This window comes from Yaniella sp., assembly GCF_030453185.1.
Lineage (GTDB): Bacteria > Actinomycetota > Actinomycetes > Actinomycetales > Micrococcaceae > Yaniella.
On sequence record NZ_JAKDKW010000021.1, the window covers coordinates 11,902 to 31,535 of the forward strand.

Annotated in this window: 19 protein-coding genes and 2 pseudogenes; 13 read left to right on the forward strand and 8 right to left on the reverse strand. The window is 56.6% G+C overall.

Going from position 1 to position 19,634, the window contains the following annotated elements; genetic code table 11:
• Nucleotides 1-6 precede the first annotated feature (6 nt).
• Genes L0H14_RS04930 through L0H14_RS04940 form a run of 3 tightly spaced genes read right to left on the reverse strand, consistent with a single transcriptional unit; the run spans nt 7 to nt 2,244 of the window.
• Entirely contained in the window at nt 7-1,617 is a 1,611-nt protein-coding gene (locus L0H14_RS04930) for a sulfurtransferase TusA family protein (protein ID WP_301417850.1), read from the reverse strand.
• Nucleotides 1,618-1,642: 25 nt separating this feature from the next.
• Nucleotides 1,643-2,011: a DsrE family protein gene (locus L0H14_RS04935; protein WP_301417852.1), complete on the reverse strand. Its 369-nt coding sequence runs from the start codon at nt 2,009-2,011 to the stop codon at nt 1,643-1,645.
• A 5-nt stretch (nt 2,012-2,016) separates the two neighbouring features.
• Nucleotides 2,017-2,244 carry a sulfurtransferase TusA family protein gene (locus L0H14_RS04940; protein WP_301417854.1) on the reverse strand — a complete coding sequence of 76 codons (228 nt, stop codon included), beginning with the start codon at nt 2,242-2,244 and terminating at the stop codon, nt 2,017-2,019.
• Between the two features lie 233 nt (nt 2,245-2,477).
• Here L0H14_RS04940 and L0H14_RS04945 point away from each other — a divergent pair, with 233 nt between their 5' ends.
• The 3 genes from L0H14_RS04945 (at nt 2,478) to L0H14_RS04955 (ending at nt 4,251) form a co-directional block, all read left to right on the forward strand.
• On the forward strand, nt 2,478-3,218 hold the full coding sequence (locus tag L0H14_RS04945) for a dihydrofolate reductase family protein (RefSeq protein ID WP_301417856.1): 741 nt from the start codon (nt 2,478-2,480) through the stop codon (nt 3,216-3,218).
• Between the two features lie 10 nt (nt 3,219-3,228).
• Nucleotides 3,229-3,756, forward strand: coding sequence for a hypothetical protein (locus L0H14_RS04950; RefSeq protein ID WP_301421443.1), 528 nt, complete (start codon nt 3,229-3,231; stop codon nt 3,754-3,756).
• 96 nt (nt 3,757-3,852) lie between these two features.
• On the forward strand, nt 3,853-4,251 hold the full coding sequence (locus L0H14_RS04955; RefSeq protein ID WP_301417860.1) for a hypothetical protein: 399 nt from the start codon (nt 3,853-3,855) through the stop codon (nt 4,249-4,251).
• 210 nt (nt 4,252-4,461) lie between these two features.
• Here the strand turns inward: L0H14_RS04955 and L0H14_RS04960 are convergent, their stop codons facing one another.
• From L0H14_RS04960 to betT, 3 genes are read right to left on the reverse strand one after another with little or no spacing between them, the layout of a single operon-like run.
• Nucleotides 4,462-6,030, reverse strand: coding sequence for a GMC family oxidoreductase (locus L0H14_RS04960; protein ID WP_301421444.1), 1,569 nt, complete (start codon nt 6,028-6,030; stop codon nt 4,462-4,464).
• A gap of 13 nt (nt 6,031-6,043) precedes the next feature.
• Nucleotides 6,044-7,528 carry an aldehyde dehydrogenase family protein gene (locus L0H14_RS04965; protein ID WP_301421445.1) on the reverse strand — a complete coding sequence of 495 codons (1,485 nt, stop codon included), beginning with the start codon at nt 7,526-7,528 and terminating at the stop codon, nt 6,044-6,046.
• Nucleotides 7,518-9,770 carry a choline BCCT transporter BetT gene (betT, locus tag L0H14_RS04970; protein ID WP_301421446.1) on the reverse strand — a complete coding sequence of 751 codons (2,253 nt, stop codon included), beginning with the start codon at nt 9,768-9,770 and terminating at the stop codon, nt 7,518-7,520. The genes L0H14_RS04965 and betT overlap by 11 nt, the downstream gene beginning before the upstream one ends.
• Nucleotides 9,771-10,068: 298 nt before the next feature.
• Between betT and L0H14_RS04975 the strand changes: the two genes are divergently transcribed.
• Nucleotides 10,069-11,658 (forward strand): FMN-binding glutamate synthase family protein, encoded by a 1,590-nt coding sequence (locus L0H14_RS04975; RefSeq protein ID WP_301417868.1) that lies wholly within the window; start codon nt 10,069-10,071, stop codon nt 11,656-11,658.
• A complete protein-coding gene (locus L0H14_RS04980; RefSeq protein WP_301417870.1) occupies nt 11,642-12,367 on the forward strand; it encodes a DUF429 domain-containing protein in 726 nt (241 codons plus the stop codon). Before L0H14_RS04975 ends, L0H14_RS04980 begins: the two co-directional genes overlap by 17 nt.
• Here the strand turns inward: L0H14_RS04980 and L0H14_RS04985 are convergent.
• Entirely contained in the window at nt 12,364-13,635 is a 1,272-nt protein-coding gene (locus L0H14_RS04985; RefSeq protein WP_301417872.1) for an MFS transporter, read from the reverse strand. The genes L0H14_RS04980 and L0H14_RS04985 overlap by 4 nt on opposite strands.
• Nucleotides 13,636-13,845: 210 nt before the next feature.
• On the opposite strand from L0H14_RS04985, the gene L0H14_RS04990 reads away from it, so the two are divergent.
• The 8 genes and pseudogenes from L0H14_RS04990 (at nt 13,846) to L0H14_RS05025 (ending at nt 19,204) form a co-directional block, all read left to right on the forward strand.
• Complete coding sequence (locus L0H14_RS04990) at nt 13,846-14,058, forward strand: ATP-binding cassette domain-containing protein (RefSeq protein ID WP_301417874.1); 213 nt, start codon at nt 13,846-13,848, stop codon at nt 14,056-14,058.
• Nucleotides 14,034-14,311, forward strand: a pseudogene (locus L0H14_RS04995) (ATP-binding cassette domain-containing protein); the annotation flags it as partial. The gene L0H14_RS04990 and the pseudogene L0H14_RS04995, both read left to right, overlap by 25 nt.
• Nucleotides 14,312-14,389: 78 nt before the next feature.
• Entirely contained in the window at nt 14,390-15,079 is a 690-nt protein-coding gene (locus tag L0H14_RS05000; protein WP_301417876.1) for a hypothetical protein, read from the forward strand.
• Nucleotides 15,076-15,684 carry a hypothetical protein gene (locus L0H14_RS05005; protein ID WP_301417878.1) on the forward strand — a complete coding sequence of 203 codons (609 nt, stop codon included), beginning with the start codon at nt 15,076-15,078 and terminating at the stop codon, nt 15,682-15,684. Before L0H14_RS05000 ends, L0H14_RS05005 begins: the two co-directional genes overlap by 4 nt.
• A gap of 72 nt (nt 15,685-15,756) precedes the next feature.
• The gene (locus tag L0H14_RS05010; RefSeq protein WP_301417880.1) at nt 15,757-16,578 is read left to right on the forward strand and encodes an alpha/beta fold hydrolase; all 822 of its coding nucleotides are present in this window, start codon (nt 15,757-15,759) and stop codon (nt 16,576-16,578) included.
• Nucleotides 16,579-16,637: 59 nt separating this feature from the next.
• A complete protein-coding gene (locus tag L0H14_RS05015; protein WP_301417882.1) occupies nt 16,638-17,156 on the forward strand; it encodes a PACE efflux transporter in 519 nt (172 codons plus the stop codon).
• A gap of 92 nt (nt 17,157-17,248) precedes the next feature.
• On the forward strand, nt 17,249-17,749 hold the full coding sequence (gene tpx / locus L0H14_RS05020; protein ID WP_301417884.1) for a thiol peroxidase: 501 nt from the start codon (nt 17,249-17,251) through the stop codon (nt 17,747-17,749).
• A gap of 24 nt (nt 17,750-17,773) precedes the next feature.
• Nucleotides 17,774-19,204, forward strand: coding sequence for a S1C family serine protease (locus L0H14_RS05025; RefSeq protein ID WP_301417886.1), 1,431 nt, complete (start codon nt 17,774-17,776; stop codon nt 19,202-19,204).
• On the opposite strand, the pseudogene L0H14_RS05030 reads toward L0H14_RS05025, so the two are convergent.
• Nucleotides 19,201-19,634 (reverse strand): annotated as a pseudogene (locus L0H14_RS05030) (MFS transporter); the annotation flags it as partial. The gene L0H14_RS05025 and the pseudogene L0H14_RS05030 overlap by 4 nt on opposite strands.

Consider the following 19,634-nt stretch of genomic DNA (forward strand, 5'->3'; position numbering starts at 1 on the left):
GTTTGGTTAAGCGGCAGCGCCGTATCGTGTTCGCAGCTGGTCACGAGCGTGGGCCAAGAGGCTGAGGTCGCGTTCAGCTGCTCGGGCTGACTGGATCGGATTATCAGCAAAGGTTGCAAAACCACAGTCGGTATTGAGCAGCACGCGGTCATATCCAAACAACTCGATGGCCCGTTCAGCCCGAGCAATGACGTCGTCGACGGTGTCGTTGGCTGAGTCTTTCTGGTTGAGAACGCCCACACCAACGCGTTGGTCCTCGCGGATGCCGGTCAGTGCGTCCAACTCGGCAGCTCGTGGTGTACACAGTTCTAGGATGAGCGTGCCAACATTGATCGATCTAAATAATGGCACGAGGGGTGCGTAGCCTCCAGAAAGCGCGGATGACTCGTCGGTAGTCCAGTTACCGCGGCATACATGTAGGGCTAGTCGATCTGTAGGGAATCCTTGGGTGACCTGTTCTAATAAGTGTTGCGCGAAGGCTAGTTCCTCGTCTAGTGCACCACGTTCACCTAGCGCACCGCACATGAAGGTTCTGCCGCCCTGACCTTGTTCACCGTAGAGCACTTCGGTGAGTACGGGCTCATCAAACTGCACGATACTTGTGCCCTGGGCCAGCAGGTGGGCGACTTCTTCGCGCAAAATTCGAACGATATCGACGGCAAGCGCTTCGCGATCGTCATAGGCACGATCCGAAATGCACTCCATCCACATCGTTCTTGTCAGGAGATACGGGCCAGGCAGACTCACCTTGACGGGTTTTTGCGCCACGGATTGTGCGAACTCGACCTCAGGAACAGTCAGTGGGTCTCGTCGTCCCAGGGGCCCAAAGACTGCGGGGTGGCGGACTTCTCCGGCCGGTACATCGAGTGCTTGAAGCTCTTTGTTGAACTGTTCAGGATCATCAACGTAGGGCAAAAGGTCAGTGACAGGGATCAGCTGACAGTTCTGCAGAATGCCACCGACAAAAGATGCGTAGTTATCGCGCCGCTGTTCACCGTCCGTGACCACATCGATCCCGGCGCGTTCCTGCGCGGCTACGGCCAGTTGCACGGCGTCGTCGGCGTCGGCTTCGAAATCTGCAGCGCCGAGTCGGCCTTCGAGGTGCTGATGTAGCGATGACAGCAACCAGCGGGGGCGAGGCCAGCTTCCCAGGCTCAGTACGGATAGTGGGAGAATCGGTGTGGCATCGACTGGTTCGGGCAGGCTTTGTGGGATGGATGGTTCGACCACTTCTTGGGTGATCGCCATCTGTGGTTTCTTCCGCTTTTTCTTAAGCTTCTGCGGCTGGAGCGCGATATCTGGATCCACGTTCGTGGTCGCGACATCTGTGATTGGTGCTGGCGCATCTGCTGGTGGGGTGAACGGTCCTTTGCTCACTAAGAAACGCCACAGCCCCGGTTCGGTGTGCACATTGATGAGTTCATTCTTTGTCAGGTTGCACCAGGACGGTAAATCAACTTCCACAGTTGAATCCCGGGAGACAATTTCTAAGAGTTCCCCGGGACTCAACGGATCAATGTGTTTGCGGATCAAAAGGAGCAGTCCGTTGCCACAATCTAAATCCCCACCATCAAAACTGTCCTTTGGTGGATATGGATGCACAGTGGTTTCAGTCATTGCTGCTCCTTTCGAGCCGGTTTGTTTAGTAGGTGACGCTCGGGGTGCCGTCGGCCAAGAATTCGACGAGTTTCGCACCACCCACAACGGTTGCACCCGAGATGAGGTTTTCGGGTTCGATACCGCGTTTCTTCACACACGGGGCACAGACGTAAACCTGGCCACCGGCTTCAACGAAGTTTGTGATCAGTTCTGCAAGCGGAGCGAAGCCCTCTTCGTGAATGTCATCGGCATAGCCCTGTTCGGCCAAGCGCACACCCTCGGTGGAGAGGAACACCATGGTGTCCTGATCTGAGCCCACTGCAGCGTTTGCCACAACGAAACCCACGGTTGCTTTGTCGGTGTCGTTTTTTGCGTTCGTGATCGAGACGCAGAATTTTCCGGTTCCGGACATAGGTTTTACTCCTTGGCTCTGATGAAATACTCGGGGTGATCTTGGTACAGAAGCGGATTGTTCGTCAGCCGACACCATGCGGGAATATCCTCTGGGGCACCAGCGTCAGTGGCGGTCAGTTTGATCACTGCACCGGGTTGAAGCTCATCGCGAAGTTTCAGCTTGAGTTTTACGACGAGTTCGCCACAACCCATATCTCCGGCGTTCCAGGCAATATCAGGTTGAGGTTTCACGCTGTGTGGGGCTCCTTGTGGTGTTGTGTGGTCTGACGCTCCACGCTGGATCTATATTACTTCACTAGCAACTGCGGCCATAGCATTCAACGACTCTCCATCTGACGAGGAACAATTGGTGATGGCGTTGAGCAGGCCCATACGCGCCCGTGTACTGCTGACTAGTGTGGATAGCGAGACAACTCCGCTGTTCTGCGAGCGCCTCGCTGGAACATCCTGAAAGGAAACACCGCATGAAGCGCCCAAGAATTATTTGCCATATGCATACACTGCTCAACGGGAAAGTTGACGGAATCGCCAACATCACTGACGTTGGTATGCGTGCACAGAAGCTCTACTTTGACATCATGCTGGGTGACAACCGGTTCTACACCGGCCACCGGGGATGGCTGAGCGGCAGCGGTACGAGCGAAGCCATGATGGGTGGGCCTCGCGAAGCCAACTTCACTGCACCAGCGGAACCGGTCCCTGCCGGTGACTTCATCGCAGATCCGGAAGCCGAAATGTTCTACTTCGCAGTGGATAGCTCCGGCAAGCTTGCTTGGGAACAGAACTCATTTGAATACTTCGACGTCAAAGCCCACATTGTCGAGTTGATTCCGGCCAACGTGAGCGAGGCCTTCAAAGCGCACTTACGTTCCATTAGTGTTTCCTACATTCTTGCAGGCGAGGAGAAACTCGACATGGCCATCGCCGTGGAGAAGATTGGGCGTATCTTCGGGATGGATGAACTCATGCTCGGGGGTGGACCAAACCTCAACTGGTCGATGATTCGTGACGGGCTCTGCGATGAGCTCAGCTTGGTCTTGATGCCGACGGCCGACGCTGAAAATCACACTAATTCGCTGTTTGAATCGCATGAAAAGTACTCAACACCCGCACCATACGAGTTCGATCTTAAAACTGCTGAACCTCTCGAAGACGGCAGTGTTTGGTTGCGTTACGATGTAGTTGGTCAAATCTCCGAGGACTAAGCTGAATGTCATGACGATATCTGAAGACGCACCGAATTCTGAATTCTCCGCTTTTCTTCGCGCACCCTTGGGACAAGGAGTGGTCACAGGTCTGCTCACCCTGATTCCAGTCCGAGACTATCCATTGTGGCTGCGCCGGGGCATCGTCTGGGGTCCGTTAGTTACCACAGGTGTCGGTGCTGTATACCTAGGAGCCAACCCGCAGAGGACAGAGGCGCTGGGTGAGACAGTCATCGAACCCACTACAGAGTCAAAACCGGTGGCCGGTTGGCGGGGGATAGCAAAAATGTTGGTCCCAGGGCTAGCGGTAGGAACGATCATGTCTGGTTCCATGGCTACTGCAATCTGGGCAGATGAGAAAATCGACCGCGGACTACGTCGAAGCGGCGTCCCGTTTCCACGTTTGGTTATGGGTTTCTCTGTAGGGGCGATCACCCGGTGGAGCGTTACCGAAGAGAACCAGCGGGACCGCTCCCGAGAAGTCGTAAAACCATCTATGGATCCATCCACAAAGCAGTCGGATTCAGGCAAGGCCTAGGCAATGCAGGGGAAAGGTGACAACTCTTCGCGCCCTCAAGTGACGTTCCGGACTGGTATGCCGGTTCGCTACAGGGTAATTCTCTTGGTTCTTGGCGTGATAGCAACCATCGGGACAGGTGCCGGCTTAGCTCTGGTGAATATCGGAGTTGCAGTAATTAGTGCCGTATTGTTCTTGGCGGTGTTCATCTCGGTCAGTTTTATGCGCACCACCGTTCAGCTGGATGCTCGCGAAATTAGCATTAAGGTGGCAGGTATTTTCGGGACCAAGATTCCTTATAAGAGCATTGATGACGTTGCCCCTGCCGAACCAACGGGTCTTACTGCCGGAATGGGATTGCGTGTCCTACAAAATCGGACTACTGGTTACCTTGTCGGCGGGCCATCCGTGCGCATTACGCTGGCGCGAACCGCTGTTCTGGTCTCGTCGGACACACCAGAGAAATTATCTGAAGCAATTGAGGTTCGGCGTGCGGACAACACCAGCAGCCGGTGATCAACGGACTGACCTGCTCGGTTTTTTGAGCGGTGTTGCTTCTGCTCCTAGGGCTGTCCCGACAGCCATCCTCAATGTCCGACATACTCGTCGTATCGAGGGCGCGCCCTCAGCAGGAAGCATGAGATAGGTATCCCAGAAGTCTGGTGTGAGACAAAAACGGCGCCCCGAACACAAAGTTCGAAGCGCCGTCGTTGGCTAACTCACTGGTTACTGGTCTGCTTTGATCAGATCAGCAGCACGTTCGCCCATGAGCATCACGGTGATGTTCGGGTTCACAGCGGGCAGCTGTGGCATGGCCGAGGCATCAACCACGCGCAGGCCCTTGGTGCCTTTGACCCGCAGCTGTGGATCCAGTGGCGACATCTCATCGTCAACCGGGCCCATGCGGCATGAGCCGGCAGGGTGGTAGACGGTGTTGTGCGTCTTGGATACGTAGGCTGCGATGTCTTCTTCGGACTGGACCTCTTCACCTGGGAAGAGCTCACGGCCGGCATATTCTGACATTGCTGACTGCGCTACGATCTTGCGTGCCAACTTGATGCCGTGCACAGCAACACGCATATCGTGACCCTCTGGGTCGGTGAAGTAGCGCGGGTCAACCATTGGCTTATCGGCATAGTCGCGGGAGCGTAGACGAACGGTACCGCGAGAACGAGCGTGGGTGACATTCGGAGTCAGCGCAAAGGACTCATCTTCGTGTGGGTAACCGTGACGACGAGTATGCATGGAAAACGGTACGGAACCGTAGTGCATCATCAGGTCCGGCAGATCCAGACCGTTTTCGGTCGGGGCGAAGATACCAATTTCCCACCACTGGGTGGCATCACGGGTCATCGGCACTTTGGATTCCCAAGAAATGACGGCTTCTGGGTGGTCCTGCAGGTTCGAGCCCACACCAGGGGAGTCGACGCGAACGTCCACACCGGTTTCCTTCAGATGGTCAGCTGGACCAATGCCCGAGAGCATCAACAGTTTCGGAGTGTCAATGGCACCGGACGAAACGATGACTTCGCGGTTTGCGGTCAGGGTTTCCATGCGGTCGAAGGCATTGCTGAGGTACTTGACTCCGGTTGCTCGGTTGTCGTCGTCGAACAGAATCTGAGTGACCCAGTGCTCGGTGAGGATATCGAGGTTTTCCCGGTCCATGATCGGGTGCAGGTAGGACACCGATGAAGAGGAGCGGGTGCCGTCCTTCTTCGAGTTGATCTGGAAGAAGCCAGCACCGTTGATCACGGTTTCACCGGTGTTGTACTGCACTTTCGGGATGCCCTGTTGTTCACAAGCATCCAGGAGCGCTTTACCAACCGGATCGTTTTCTGGCACGTTCATCAGGTGGACTGGACCATCGGTACCGTTGTGGTCTCCGGTGTTCTCGTTGGTTTCCAGACGTTTGATGAGCGGCAGAATGGTTTCAGCATTCCAGCCTTCAGCTCCCATTTCTTCCCACAGATCCATGTCTTCGGCCGGTGGGTGGAAAGCGATACAGGAGTTGTGCGATGAACAGCCCCCCAGTACGCGTGCACGGGAGTGACGCATAAACGAGTTACCGTTTTCCTGCGGTTCGATGGGGTAGTCCCAGTCCAAACCGGATTCCAACAATTCTGGCCAGCGGTTCAGCTGCAGAACAACGTCCTGATCCACATCGGTTGGGCCGGCTTCTAATAGGGCAACCGAAACGTTCGGATCTTCACTCAACCGGGCAGCTACGACAGCTCCGGCAGAGCCACCACCGATCACCAGGTAATCATAATTATCTTTTGCCACGTTGTGCTCCATTCGTGTTGCCGTCTTATTTCTGTGGGAACCAGCCGGAGACAGCCGGTTCGGTGTTTTCGTAGATGTGCTTGGACACGGTGTACTCTTCCATGCCGGTGATGCCAAGTTCGCGACCAATACCGGACTGTTTGAATCCACCCCATTCTGCCTGTGGCAGGTATGGGTGGTAGTCATTAACCCAGATGGTGCCGTGGCGCAGTTTGCGCGAGACGCGGTTTGTGACACCCGTATCGGAGGACCAGACGGCGCCGGCCAGACCGTAGTCGGTGTCATTGGCAATGGCGATGGCTTCGTCTTCGGTCGAGAAGGTCTCAACGGTGATGACCGGGCCAAAGCCTTCTTCAACTACCGCTGGGTTGTCGGAGGTGCACTGGTCTAGCACGGTTGGCGCATAGAAGTAGCCGTTTTCGTGTTCTGGTCCACCCCAGTTGCCGCCGGTCCGCAAGCGTGCACCGGCTTCAACACCGCGGTTGACGTAGTCGGTGACTTTATCACGGTGCTCGGCGGAGACTAGAGGTCCGGTCTCGGCCTTGTCATCGAAGGGCCCACCCATCACAATGTTGGCGGCGCGGCGCACCAGCTCGTCGACGAACTGTTCGGCGATGGTGTCCTGGACGATCAGACGGGTACCGGCTGAGCAGACGAGTCCTGAATCTAGGAAACCTGCATTCAAAGCATTGTCGAGTGCGGCCTCGAAGTCGGCATCAGCAAAGATCACGTTGGGGTTCTTGCCGCCGAGTTCTAGAGCCACATCCTTGACGGTGTGGGCAGCGGATTCGGCGATCTTCCGGCCGGTGATCAGGCCACCGGTGAAGGAGACGAGATCGATGTCCTTGTGTGTGGAGAGCGGTGCGCCCACGGTGCCGCCGTCGCCCAACACCACGTTGGCTACCCCGGCGGGCAAACCGAGTTTATCCATGACATCTACGATCAGCATGGTGGTGTGCGGGGTCAGTTCGGCTGGTTTGATGACAAACGAGTTACCGGTGGCAATGGCCGGGGCGATCTTCCAGGAAGCCTGCAGCAGTGGGAAGTTCCACGGGGTGATCATGCCAACCACACCGATGGGCTCATGGACGACACGGGAGACGACCGTGGGGTCGCCGGCGTCGACCAGACGGCCCGGGTAGTGGTCTGCGATCTTGCCGAAGTGGCGGAAGGCCGAGATGATATCTTCCATATCGCCTTCTGCCTCGACCAGACGCTTGCCGGTGTCGAGAGCTTCAGCACGCGCAAATTCGTCTTTGCGCTCCCGAATGCTCGCGGCAACAGCCAGCAAGAAGTCACCGCGTTCGGCGGCAGGCTTATCTGCCCAGACACCGGATTCAAAAGCGGCGCGTGCCGCAGCGATGGCACGTTCGGTGTCTTCGGTGGTTGCTTCGGAGACAACACCGACTTCACTGCCGTCTGCTGGGCAATAGATGGTGCGGGTGGCTTGGTTTGATGCGGCCACCCACTGACCGTTAATAAAGAGAGTTTCGACGTTTTCAGCGCTCATGGTCGGCGCCTCCTTGATCATTCCTTGTGGTGGGATCATTGATGCTTGAAGTCTGTTCGGGGACAGTAGGAATCGTGCTGGTTTCTGTGTCGACCTGGTCGCTGTCGGTCCATTCATCGGGAACGTTGACTTCCACAATGCCGGAAGGTGAGCCTTTATCGCCGATCATGGACATGTACAGGACGTGTGCGTCATAGGCATCGAGGATGTCAGCGATGATCTGGTCACCGGTGTATCCCATAATATCTTTACCCTGTGAACCTGTCAGTGTGAAGACTTCGACCTTGAAGAAGATTTCTTTGACTGCGGCCATGTTGGACGCATAATTCGGCACGTTATACGCAACAGGGTATGGCTGGTATTTGAATTCATCTTGGTTGGCGAACCGGACCAACAAATCCACATACGGGATTGGATAATCGGGATGCTCGCCGCGATGGCAGGTGACATTGGCACCGAGCTTGGTGAGTTCTTGTGCCACTTCTTCCACAGCCGGGGTGGCCACTTCGTTAATGAACTTGGTGGTCTGGTCTGCTGTAGCAAATGACATACGGCGACGGAGTCGCTGTTTCCAGGTGGACTTGCCGCCGGCGTCACGGATGCTGGACAGCACACCGGGCATGGCAGCCTGCTTGGAATCGAAGCTCTGGCCCTCGGTTCGCAGAACCTTGTAGAGGCTGATCATCATCAGGTAAATGACGATCGAGAACGGTAGTCCGATCACCACGGTGGCGGCTTGGAGCGTGTAGACGCCGTCGATAAACAACATGGCCAAGGTCAGAGCGCCGGTGACGACCGCCCAGAAGATACGCAACCATGGGGCGCCGTCGGAGTCGTTGATGGACGGTTTGGACGTCAGGTTGGCCATGACCAGCGAGCCAGAGTCAGCTGAGGTCACGTAGAACAGTAGCCCGGTCACGACTGCCAGCCCAATGCTGAACGATTGGCCGGGGTATTCCAATAACAGGTTGAAGAACCCGGATTCTGGGTTGCTGATCGCAGTATTGAGGAATTCCTCGTCTCCAGCGCGGAAGAACGCAAGAGCGCCGTTACCGAAGATCGAGATCCACAGAATGATGTAGCTCAGTGGGATCAGCAGCACGCCCAGAATGAACTGGCGCAGCGTGCGTCCACGGGAGATACGGGCCAGGAACAGGCCAACAAATGCTGCCCAAGCGATCCACCAGGCCCAGAAGAACAAGGTCCAGTCTTGCATCCAGGCGTCTGATGAATATGACGGGTCACCATCGGTATAACCAAAGGTGTTCATCAGCATCGAGGGCAAACGAGAGAAGTAGTCCCCAATATTTTGGACCAGCTGATTCATCAGTTTCGGTGTTTCGCCAGAAACGAGCACCCACAGCATCATGGCCACGGCCAACAGGACGTTCAGCTCGGAGAGACGACGAATGCCTTTGTCTACACCGGTGACGGTCGAGATAATGGTGATACCGACGGCGAGCACCATGAGCGCAATTTGGACGCCCATGCTCTGTGGTAGACCGAAAATGTGGGATAGGCCGTAGTTGAGGAAGACCACGCCGATACCCAGTGAAACGGCGATACCAAAAATAGTACCAAGCACCGCGGCGACATCGACGGCGTGACCGGGCGCGCCTTTGACGCGCTTACCAAAAATTGGCGCAAGCGCGGAGCGGATGCTCAATGGCATGTGGTAGCGGTAGGCAAACAGGCCGATGCCCATACCCATCAGCGCGTACAGGGCCCAACCGGGTGTGCCGTAGTGGAACATGGTCCACAGCGGGGCCATGCGAGCGGCCTCGTCGGAGAGACCAGCGCCCTCTGGTGGGGTGAGGAAGTTCGTTGCGGGCCCGGAAATACCAAAGAACATCAGGTCAACGCCGATACCGGCGGCAAACAGCATCGAGGCCCAGGTAAAGAGGTTGTACCGGGGTTTGGAATGGTCGGGCCCCATTTTGACGCGTCCGACCCGGGTCAGCGCTACGACGAGCACGAAAATGACCACCAGAGTAACGGTGACGACGTAGTACCAACCGAGGTTGGCACCAATCCAGTCCATCGAACCAAAAATCGCGGTGTCAGCTTGATCAGGCCATATCGCAGCCCAGATCACAAACGCCACAATGATGGCGGCCGATGTGATGAAGACTGGTTTATTGACCGGAGCGTGTTTTGGCTCGCTCTTCAAGGGGTCCGGGGTTCCCGAGCCCTTCACTCCCTGAGCATGTTTCGCCTCAGGTAAGTCCACGGCATCTGCCATGATATTCCTCTCGTTGAAAACAGAATATGTGCCAGGCAAGGTGTGAGCAGTTGAGAAGCCTGGACTATCGCAACCATAGAGCCAAAAATCAACTGAAATCAAGATACACCCTCGCATGGTTAGCTATGCCACAACATGTGCCGACTTCGATGTGACTGGTAACCTACTCGTGAGTAACTTTTGTGAAGAGTCCGGAAGTCTCGGTTTTGCTCGGGGGATGGTCGTAGACTCGCTCACACCACGTGGCGTATAGCGTGGCAGGTGGGTGTCCTCAGCAATTGAAGGAGGGTGAAGCTTGATGTTAAACAAATCGTTCAAGACTGGCTCCACCAAGAGCTCGGCCGCCAAACTGGTTGGCAGTGCCTCCGTACTGGCTGGCCTCGGCGCAGTAGCGGTTTATGATCTCGTCCAAAAACGGTTCGGGGTCCTTCGAAATTACCCGATCATTGGGCACGCCCGATATGCCCTGCTGAAAATTCGGCCAGAGATTCAACAGTATTTTATTGAACGTGACTGGGATGGTCGACCGTTTGACTACACCTCCCGTCAATTGATTTATGCCCGTGCGCGTGATGAGAAGGGTGAGGCATCCTTCGGTACACTCCATGACGTAACCGCAGATGGCAAGGAATGGTTTGTGCATTCGATGAAGCCGATGGATCCACCCGAAACGGTTCCCAAGGTGCGGGTGGGTGGCGACGACTGCACCCAGCCCTACGACATGTCACTGTTGAATGTCTCGGCTATGAGCTTTGGGTCGTTGTCTGCAAACGCTATACAAGCACTCAACGCCGGCGCAGCTCAAGGTGGTTTCGCCCACGACACCGGTGAAGGGGGCATCTCGCCGTATCACCTGTCCGGTGGTGGTGACTTGATCTGGGAATTGGGCACCGCATATTTTGGGGCCAGAACACGCGACGGCAATTTTGATGCGGAAGAATTTACCGACAAGTCGGCATCCGACGCGGTGAAAGCGGTATCCCTGAAACTGAGCCAGGGCGCAAAACCAGGCATCGGTGGTGTCCTGCCGCAAGGCAAGATTAGCCCGGAGATTTCCCGTATCCGCGATGTTCCGATGGACGAGAAATGTATCAGCCCGCCATATCACCGCGAGTTCTCAACACCGGTGGAGCTGATCAACTTTATCGCTACCTTGCGTGAACTCTCCGGCGGCAAACCAACCGGTTTCAAACTCTGCGTGACGTCTAGGCGAGATGTTTTGGCAATTTGTAAAGCCATTCGTGAGGTTGGCACCGCGCCCGACTTTATTATTGTCGATGGCTCTGAAGGTGGCACCGGAGCGGCGCCGGTCGAGTACGAAGACTACGTTGGGATGCCACTTACACAGGGTTTGATGACCGTCCATAATGCGCTGGTCGGAACAGGGCTGCGAGATAAAATCCGGGTTGGCGCTTCGGGGAAGGTTGCAGAGGGCAGCGATGTGGTGCGACGCCTTATTCAAGGTGCAGACTACGTTAATTCGGCGCGAGCCATGATGATGGCGCTGGGCTGCATCCAATCGCTACGGTGTGCTGAGAACACGTGTCCGGTCGGTGTGGCCACCCAGAATCCCCGACTGCAACGCGGTCTGCATGTGCCCACCAAGACCGAACACGTCTATAACTATCAACGCGCCACCGTCGAAGAGGCACTTCGCGTGATGGCATCGATGGGCGTCTCATCGCCTTCCGACCTGCAGCCTGCGATGTTGCGACGCAACATGTCTGAAGGACACAGCGCATCCTATGCAGAACTCTTTGACTGGCTCCAACCGGGACAATTGCTGAGTCAGCCTCCGCAAGCATGGCTTGAGGATTGGCAACAGGCCGATCCGCATGCATTTGGATACGGCAGCGACGCTATGGAACACGATGTATCTCGGCATTGATCTTGCAGCTGATCCCAAGCACACGGGCATGGCAGTACTCCGGGAGATCGACGGTGGCCTCGTAGTCGAAAGTACCGCGGTTGGTGTCAGTGATGCGCAGATTATCGACGCAGTCCACGAGGCTGATGGTACCGGGGTGGATGTACCGATCGGGTGGCCGATCCGGTTCGCTGAATTACTGCAGGATCATGCGGCCCAGAGGCTGCAACCACCCGAGTCCACCGATGCGGCCTGGCGTCGGGGACTGGCATTGCGTACCACCGACATGGCAGTGCATCGTCGTACCGGCATTACGCCTCTCAGTGTTTCAGCCAACCTCATCGCCTATCCAGCGTTTCGGTGGGCTGGTATCGAGGCGAAGCTCCGTGACGAAGGAATCGATACCAGTCGGGATGGCAGCGGAGCTGTGGCTGAGGTGTATCCTGCAGCGGCGCTATATCGTTGGGGCCTGCCACATCGAGGCTATAAGGGCACCAAAAACGCGGCCGTCCGCCAGCACATGGTGGAGTTGCTTGCGACCCTGTTTCCTGCTTTCGACTGGCAAGGATTCGAAGCTTTAGCGATCGCCGATGACAACGTGCTCGATGCCGTGCTGGCAGCGCTGGTGACACAACAGATGGCCCAAGGTAACTGTGAAGGACCAGCTGCTGACGAGCGAGAGATCGCACGCGTTGAAGGTTGGATTTGGCTCCCAAAACTGCCAAATTAGTGTCGAGCTAGAATGCCGCGGTGTATTTGTGCCGCGCGAATGCCAGCACAGCCAAGGGCCAGGATCCCCAAGACGACCAGGGGCATGACGTAGCCGGTGACCGGTAGCAACCAGGAAAACAGTACCGGTATGGCAAACCCGACATAGGTAAAGACGTAATAGATACCCAGTGTGGTGCCTCGCCGTTCTGGAGGGGCATAGGTTTCGACATCTAGTAATCCTTCGCGTAGGGCCATGCCGTACGCGGTGCCCAATAGCAACGTAGCGACTACAAAGAGCCAAATCGGAGGGGATTGACCGCCAAAGCCCGCCAAAAGAAAACCTGCTCCAGCGATGCTCGCGGCCACAATGCCGGCTTTTGGTCCCCACCCGAAACGTCGAGCCAGGCCTTGGGCAAATACCCCGGCGGTAAAGGCCAAGAGTGACGCAGCGCCGGGCAGTAAAATGCCCGCGTTGACCTGATCAGCGACCCTTTCGGTCAGAGTTACCAAGGCGACGATGGCCGTCGAAAAGACCCACAGCGCCATCGGGATGGATGTTGCAAGGGCCCGCTTCATGCTTGGCTGCCGGAGAGGCGGTGCAGTAGTTGAGGGTGGGATAGCCGGGATGATCGGAGCAGCCTTGGCATCGCCAATGACCAGAGAAGCAATGATCGCAAGACAGGTCAGAGCTGCCGCAACAAGAAACGGAACAGCGACGGCGGCTGCATCCGAGAGAAAGTAGGCCAGCACGCCAGAAGCTATGGGGCCCAGGGCAAACCCTGCGGTCAACACAATCCCAGCGAGCACCATCCCCGTGGCGCCTTTCAGTCGTCCAGCCCAAGCGGTACCCGCACTAATAGCCAGACCAACACCCAGCCCAATGACCAATCGACCAAGAAACAATCCAGGAGTCGTCTGCCACAACAAAATGACGATATTGCCTATCGCGGCGGCTAACGCCCCGGTGAGAACTACCGGCCGGGGCCCAAACCGGTCAGCTAACACTCCACCGATGAGAAGGCTTGGCACCAGCCCGACTGCGTAGATCCCAAAGGCGCCGTTCACCACAATCGGGGTGAAGAGTTCCTGGTCACGGAGTACCGCGATCATGGTCGCGAAATGGTTGGTTGCCCACCCAGAAGACAGCAACAAGAGGGCCACCACCGCAAACACCACGGTGGTGCGGCGATGCGCAGCGCGATCCGGGTCGGCCAAGGGCGTGACCGCCCCCTGGGATGCTTCGCCATGGGTCGATACTGCGGTTGCACGGGTGTGCCGCTGTGTCACGTGGTCTCCTTGTCACCGCCCTGAAGTGTGATGGGCGCTACATGTGGACTGTAGCGGACTCACTGCAGGATCGGAAGTTCGCCAACAAGCGCGGAACCGATGCACTGCGGTATTGTGCCTGGGTAACCTACAAGCATGAAGAAATGATCCTTACCCGTCCTACGTCTGCGGCATTCGCCCGGTAGGGGACTTCATTTTTTGAGGATCATTATGTCGAAATCAGCACGTCACGCGGCACACCTTCGTGTCGACGGACTGTCAAAATCATTCGCTGACCGTCGCGTCTTTACCGATATCTCCTTTACGGTCCCACACCGGGATCGCATCGGCATCATTGGCGAAAGCGGTTCGGGAAAAACCACACTGCTACGAGTCATTGCCGGTGACGGTCTGTTGTCTTGTCAGCGACCGACAGACTCTTGATTACCGGAGCAAACGGTGCCGGGAAATCGACGTTATTGCATTTGTTGGCCGGTCACCTGACACCAAGCCAGGGGGGGTGTACTTTCCATCGGATGCTGAACCAACGAATCATCTCTCACTGGTTTTAGCTACTGAGCTGGAAAGTTCCATTGAACAATACCCCGGCGCGGTAGTGATCGCATCGCATGACCGGTGGCTGCGACATCGCTGGCAGGGCAGACACCACGCGATGATTTTCGATGTGGAGCACTAGGAATCTGGCAGACTAGGTGCAGTATCTGTTGGCGACCCTGCCGCAGGATGCACTATTCATCGTCACTTCGAGGAGATCATGTCATATCAACAACCCCCGCAGGGGCCACCACCGCCAGAGTACAATCCGGGTCAGCCAGGACCGGCAGATCACGTGCCACAGCAGCACGGTCGACGCCGCGGCAAACGGCGATTGATGTGGGGCATCATTCTGATGGCCATCGGCTTGATTGGCGGGATCGCTGGTGCGCTCATCTTCGGTGTCTCAGCGTTCGATCAGTTTGATGATTTCGAAGACAATACCTACGAAATCCAGCAGCCGGCGACGATGGATGGGCTGGGCGACAATCAGTGGTATATCTATCAAACCGGTGCTGCCGCAGGTTCGATCACCTGTGAGGTGATCGATGAATCCGGCGAGAACATCGTCAGCAACCATATGTCGTCTTCGATCAACACCAACGAACTTGACTACGAGGCCGTGGAAGCGTTTAGTTCTGAAGCAGACGGCGTTTACCAAATTTCCTGCTCTAACTACCCGGTTTCGATCGGTGGTATAGCTCCACTCGGTGGACTCTTCGGTGTCGTCGGTTCGGTTATTGCCGGAGCCCTCGTATTCCTCGCCGGTTTGGTTCTAACTATCGTTGGTGCGGTCGTCCGTTCCAGGTCCAAGCGTCAGATGCCACCGCCGGGTCCACAGTACGGCGGCGGATACCCAGGGTACGGCGGCCCACCACAACAGTATGGGCAGCAGCCACCCCAAGCATGATCCAAGCTGCAACGGCCCAGCCCCGACGGCACGTCGTTGGGTTTATTCTGGGCAGCGTGATCGTGGGTGTGGTCGGGCTGGTCACGGCCATCGTGCTGACCGTATCTGGCATCCTCAATAACTTCAGTGAGGTATCAGCCAGCTACGAAGATGTGTTCGAATCTGGCATCGAAATCGGCCCGATCGCCACTCCGGTTGAGCTAGAGGAAGCAAGCTATGCGCTGCTGTCCTTTTCTGACAAGCCAAGCCAGCCCTCACTGGCGGCACAATCTGAGGCGTGCTCGGTGATTGATGAGCACGGTGATGAGGTGCCGGTTCAGACCTCAAGCCAGGCGGTAGATGAAACAGAAGTGGACACGTCTGACTACGGTCTCACCGGCATCAATCACGTGATCTACACAAATTTCGAGGCCGCTGAAGGTACCTACGCCATCTCCTGCGAACAGTTTGGGCTGCTCAGCGATGGCAGCGGCTACAACATGAACAGCACGGCTATAGGCGGCATCCTGATCGGGGCCGTTAGCGTGCTCATCGCCGGAGTTCTCTTCGGCATCGGGATCATCAACCACACCCGCAACCGCAACGAACAGCGACGAAATCCATGACGCTTTGCCGGATACCGGTTGAGTCCCGACCCAATCGCCCCAAACCCGTAGGAAGTCATTAGGCTGGGATACATGCTGAACTGCTCGGACCCTGACGCCCGTATCCATACCGAAGTCATGGAAGGCGGCCCTCGACGGATCGTGTTTCTCCACGGACTGATGGGCCGTGGTAAAAATTTCACAACCATCGCCAAGGGGTTGACCGATACCACCACCTCGTTGCTGGTGGATCTGCCCAACCATGGCGTCTCGTGCTGGACCGAAGGCTTCGACTACGTTGAGATGGCAGATCTGGTCGCCGATGAGCTGCGCCGTGACTTCTGCAAAGATGAACCCGCCGTGGTGCTGGGCCACTCCATGGGCGGCAAAGTCGCCATGCTGCTAGCTCTGCGCCATCCGGAGCTGTTGGCCGGGCTGATCATCGAAGACATTGCCCCCACGACCTCTAGCACCAGCGAATTCGAACACCTGCTCGGCACCCTGCTGTCCAAAGTTCAGCTCACCGATATCGCCTCCCGCAGGGAAGCGCATGCCGCCATCAAAAAAGATATCGACGACGCCGCAGTCCGCGGCTTCCTACTGCAGAATCTGACTCGCGACGACGACCACGGTTTCAAGTGGGAACCCAATATTCAGATGTTGTTTGATCACCTGGACACCATCGTGGGTTTCCCGGATGTTGAGGGAACCTTCGAGGACCACCCGGTGCTGTGGATCAAAGGGGAACACTCCGACTACATTAACGATGCCTCGGGAGCGATCATGCGTGAGCTATTCCCGATGACTCGTCGCATCCAAATCCGAGATGCTGGCCACTGGATCCACGCCGAACAACCCAAACACTTTATTGAAACGCTCAAGTATTACATCGCTGGCCGCTACGACGATGCCTGATATTCTGCTGGCAATGAGTATGTCTGCCACGGGTCACCGAATTTGATATTCTAACGGGCGTGACTACAGATCAAGAATCCACAGTGAGTATTCCGAAGGTCCCTGTCGGACCTGGCGATCGGGATGCCCTCGTTGGCCGACGCGTTTTCCCATCGCCGCTTGGCCGCCGCATCACGTATGCCGTTATATTCGAAGTACTCGCCGTCGGATTCACCACCGTTATCCTGGCGTTGCTAGGTAACGACTCCAGCTCGTCGTTCATCGTCGGTCTTATCTCGTCGACGGTGGCACTGACCTGGAACTTGATCTTCAACTGGGGTTTCGAAGCATTCGAACGTCGCATCGGAATCACCCACCGCCCCTGGTATATGCGCGTCAGTCATGCCGTGTTCTTTGAAGGCGGATTGATCCTCATGTTGGTTCCCACGATCGCCTGGGTTCTTGGTGTCAGCGTGCTCGAAGCCTTCATGTTGCAAGTCGTCATATTGGTTTTCTTCTTGATCTACACCGCCGTCTACGCGTGGATCTTTGATCGGGTCTTCGGACTGCCCGAGCCAGCCGTCAACTACGGGCGCTAACTGCGGGCTGACGAGCGTAACGTGAAAAATCTTTCCACTGTGCGGCGAACACCCGTCGATAAATTACGGTTGCGACGCCTAAGGTAGAGGATATGGCTACTACGAAATTCCAAGGTAACTCTGTCAACACCGTCGCCGATATCCCAACGGTCGGCTCAAAAGCCCCTGATTTCACACTCGTGGGCACCGATCTATCTGAGGTCAAGCTCTCAGATTATGCCGGCAAATGGGTTCTACTGAACATTTTCCCATCGCTGGACACCGGAGTCTGTGCTGCAAGCGTGCGTGAATTTAACGAACGCGGTGCCAAGCTCGACAACACCGTGGTCCTCAATGTCTCCATGGATCTCCCGTTTGCCCAGGGTCGCTTCTGCGGTGCCGAAGGCATCGAGAACGCCCACACCGCATCGGCTTTCCGTTCGAAGTTCGGTCATGACTACGGCGTACAACTGGCAGACGGCCCCATGACTGGTTTGCTAACCCGAACCGTAATCGTCGTTAACCCAGAAGGCGAAGTCACCTACACCCAGCTCGTCGACGAAATCACCAACGAACCAAATTACGACGAGGTTATGGAACACCTGGGTTCCTAACACCCCGAATATAAAAAGTACCCAGTGAATCAGCAATACTTCCCCGATGAACCTCCGCGGCGCAACGTACATGACGCCCAACCTCCGGGGGAACACCATGCTGATGCACCACCGCCACCACCGCCCGGGCCCCCTCCAGGAGGCCCGGGCGGTGATCCGCGGAATGACCCCCGCTGGGTCTATTCACCCCACGCATCACGCGATGAATCCCGTGAGATACCGTATTTCTCTCGCGGTTACCAGCCGGTAGAGACGGCCAACCGACCACCACCACGACGACGACACGGCCCGCTCAGTGCGCTGAGCACTGGCGCCGGCATTCTCGGTTTCGCATTCCTCCTGATCGGCTTACTCTCTCAGGTCTTCGACTGGGACACCCAGAGTAATCCCCTCCAAGAATTTTTTGATCCACAGCCCCAAGCCCCACAGGTAGTTCCCGATGGCGAAGGTTCTGTTGACAGCCTCATTGCCGGGCTCGACCACGTTCACGAAGGTATCGCAGTGGATTGGGAAGCTGGCGGACAACATACCGGAGAAGGCCTAGACCCAGGACAAGAAGTCGGGTCCGCACCCGGTGTCTTCATGGTCGACACTCAGGTGTATCAATACATGGGCTTTGGCACCGGAGTCGTCGTCAGCTCCAGTGGACTGGCCATCACAAACTACCACGTAGTCGACTCATCGACTTCGGTCAATATCACCATGGCTGATACTGAACAACAGTATTCCGCCACTGTTCTCGGGCGCGATGCAGCCCAAGATATTGCGGTCTTACAAATCGACACCGAAGAAACCTTGCCCGTCGCCTCGATCAATGCCGATGGCGTGAACGTGAAGGACCGGGTGGCAGGTGTCGGTAACGCCGGGGGACAGGGGTATCTCACCTCGGTGGTTGGCGAAGTCGGTGGACTCAACGAGACCATCCACATCGAGCCGCCAGAACCCGGTTCACGGGGACAATGGTATGAAAACCTCATCATGATCACCGCGGACATTGTGCCCGGATACTCAGGTGGGCCGACGGTTGATGCCAACGGCCAAGTGATTGGCATTTCGACCGCAGCCAGCCAAGATACCAACAACACCGAAGACGCCTTCGGCTATGCGGTACCGATTGTTCATGCACTAGAGGTCGTCGAACAGGTGCTCAACGGCGATGAATCCGGCGGTGTGGTTATCGGTTCCGGAGGCGGACTGGGCATCGTGGTGGCCTCGGAGCCAAACGGAGGTGCCCGCGTTGTGGAGATCAGTCCCGGATCCGCCGGTGAAGCCATTGGGCTCCAACCCGGCGACGTTCTCCTCGAAATCGATGGGGCAGACGTCGTGAACTCATCCTTTATTTCCCGCTTTGTTCGCGATCGGAACCCTGGTGATGAAGTCGAGGTGCTCTGGCAGACTGAAGAGGGTGAGACCAAGCAGGCCACAGCCACCTTAGACGAAGCAGAAATTAACTAGAGCTGCTCATCCACGGTGATATTTCGGGCGGCAAACGCACCGGCAACGGACATTCCAATACCGCTGGCCATCAATAAGAGCAACGTGCTGGTCCAGCCCCCGGAGGCGGAATACAACATGCCAACGCCCAACGGCCCGATCCCGGCGAGAATATAGCCCACCGGTTGCACAAAGCCTGAGAGCCTGGCGGTAATTTCTGGATCAACACTGCGCGCTGGGATCAGCGAAATGGCCGTGGCGAACGCCATCCCACCTAGTCCCAACAAGAGAACCCACAGCCAACGACCTTCTGCGGGCCACAAGTACAAGCCGAGATAACCTACCGTGCTGAGTAACCCAAAGACGACCGGCCAGACCCACAAGCGTGTGGAACGATCGACCACGGTGGGCATGAGCAAGCTGCCTACCAGCCCGATGAGCGCGGTGGCGG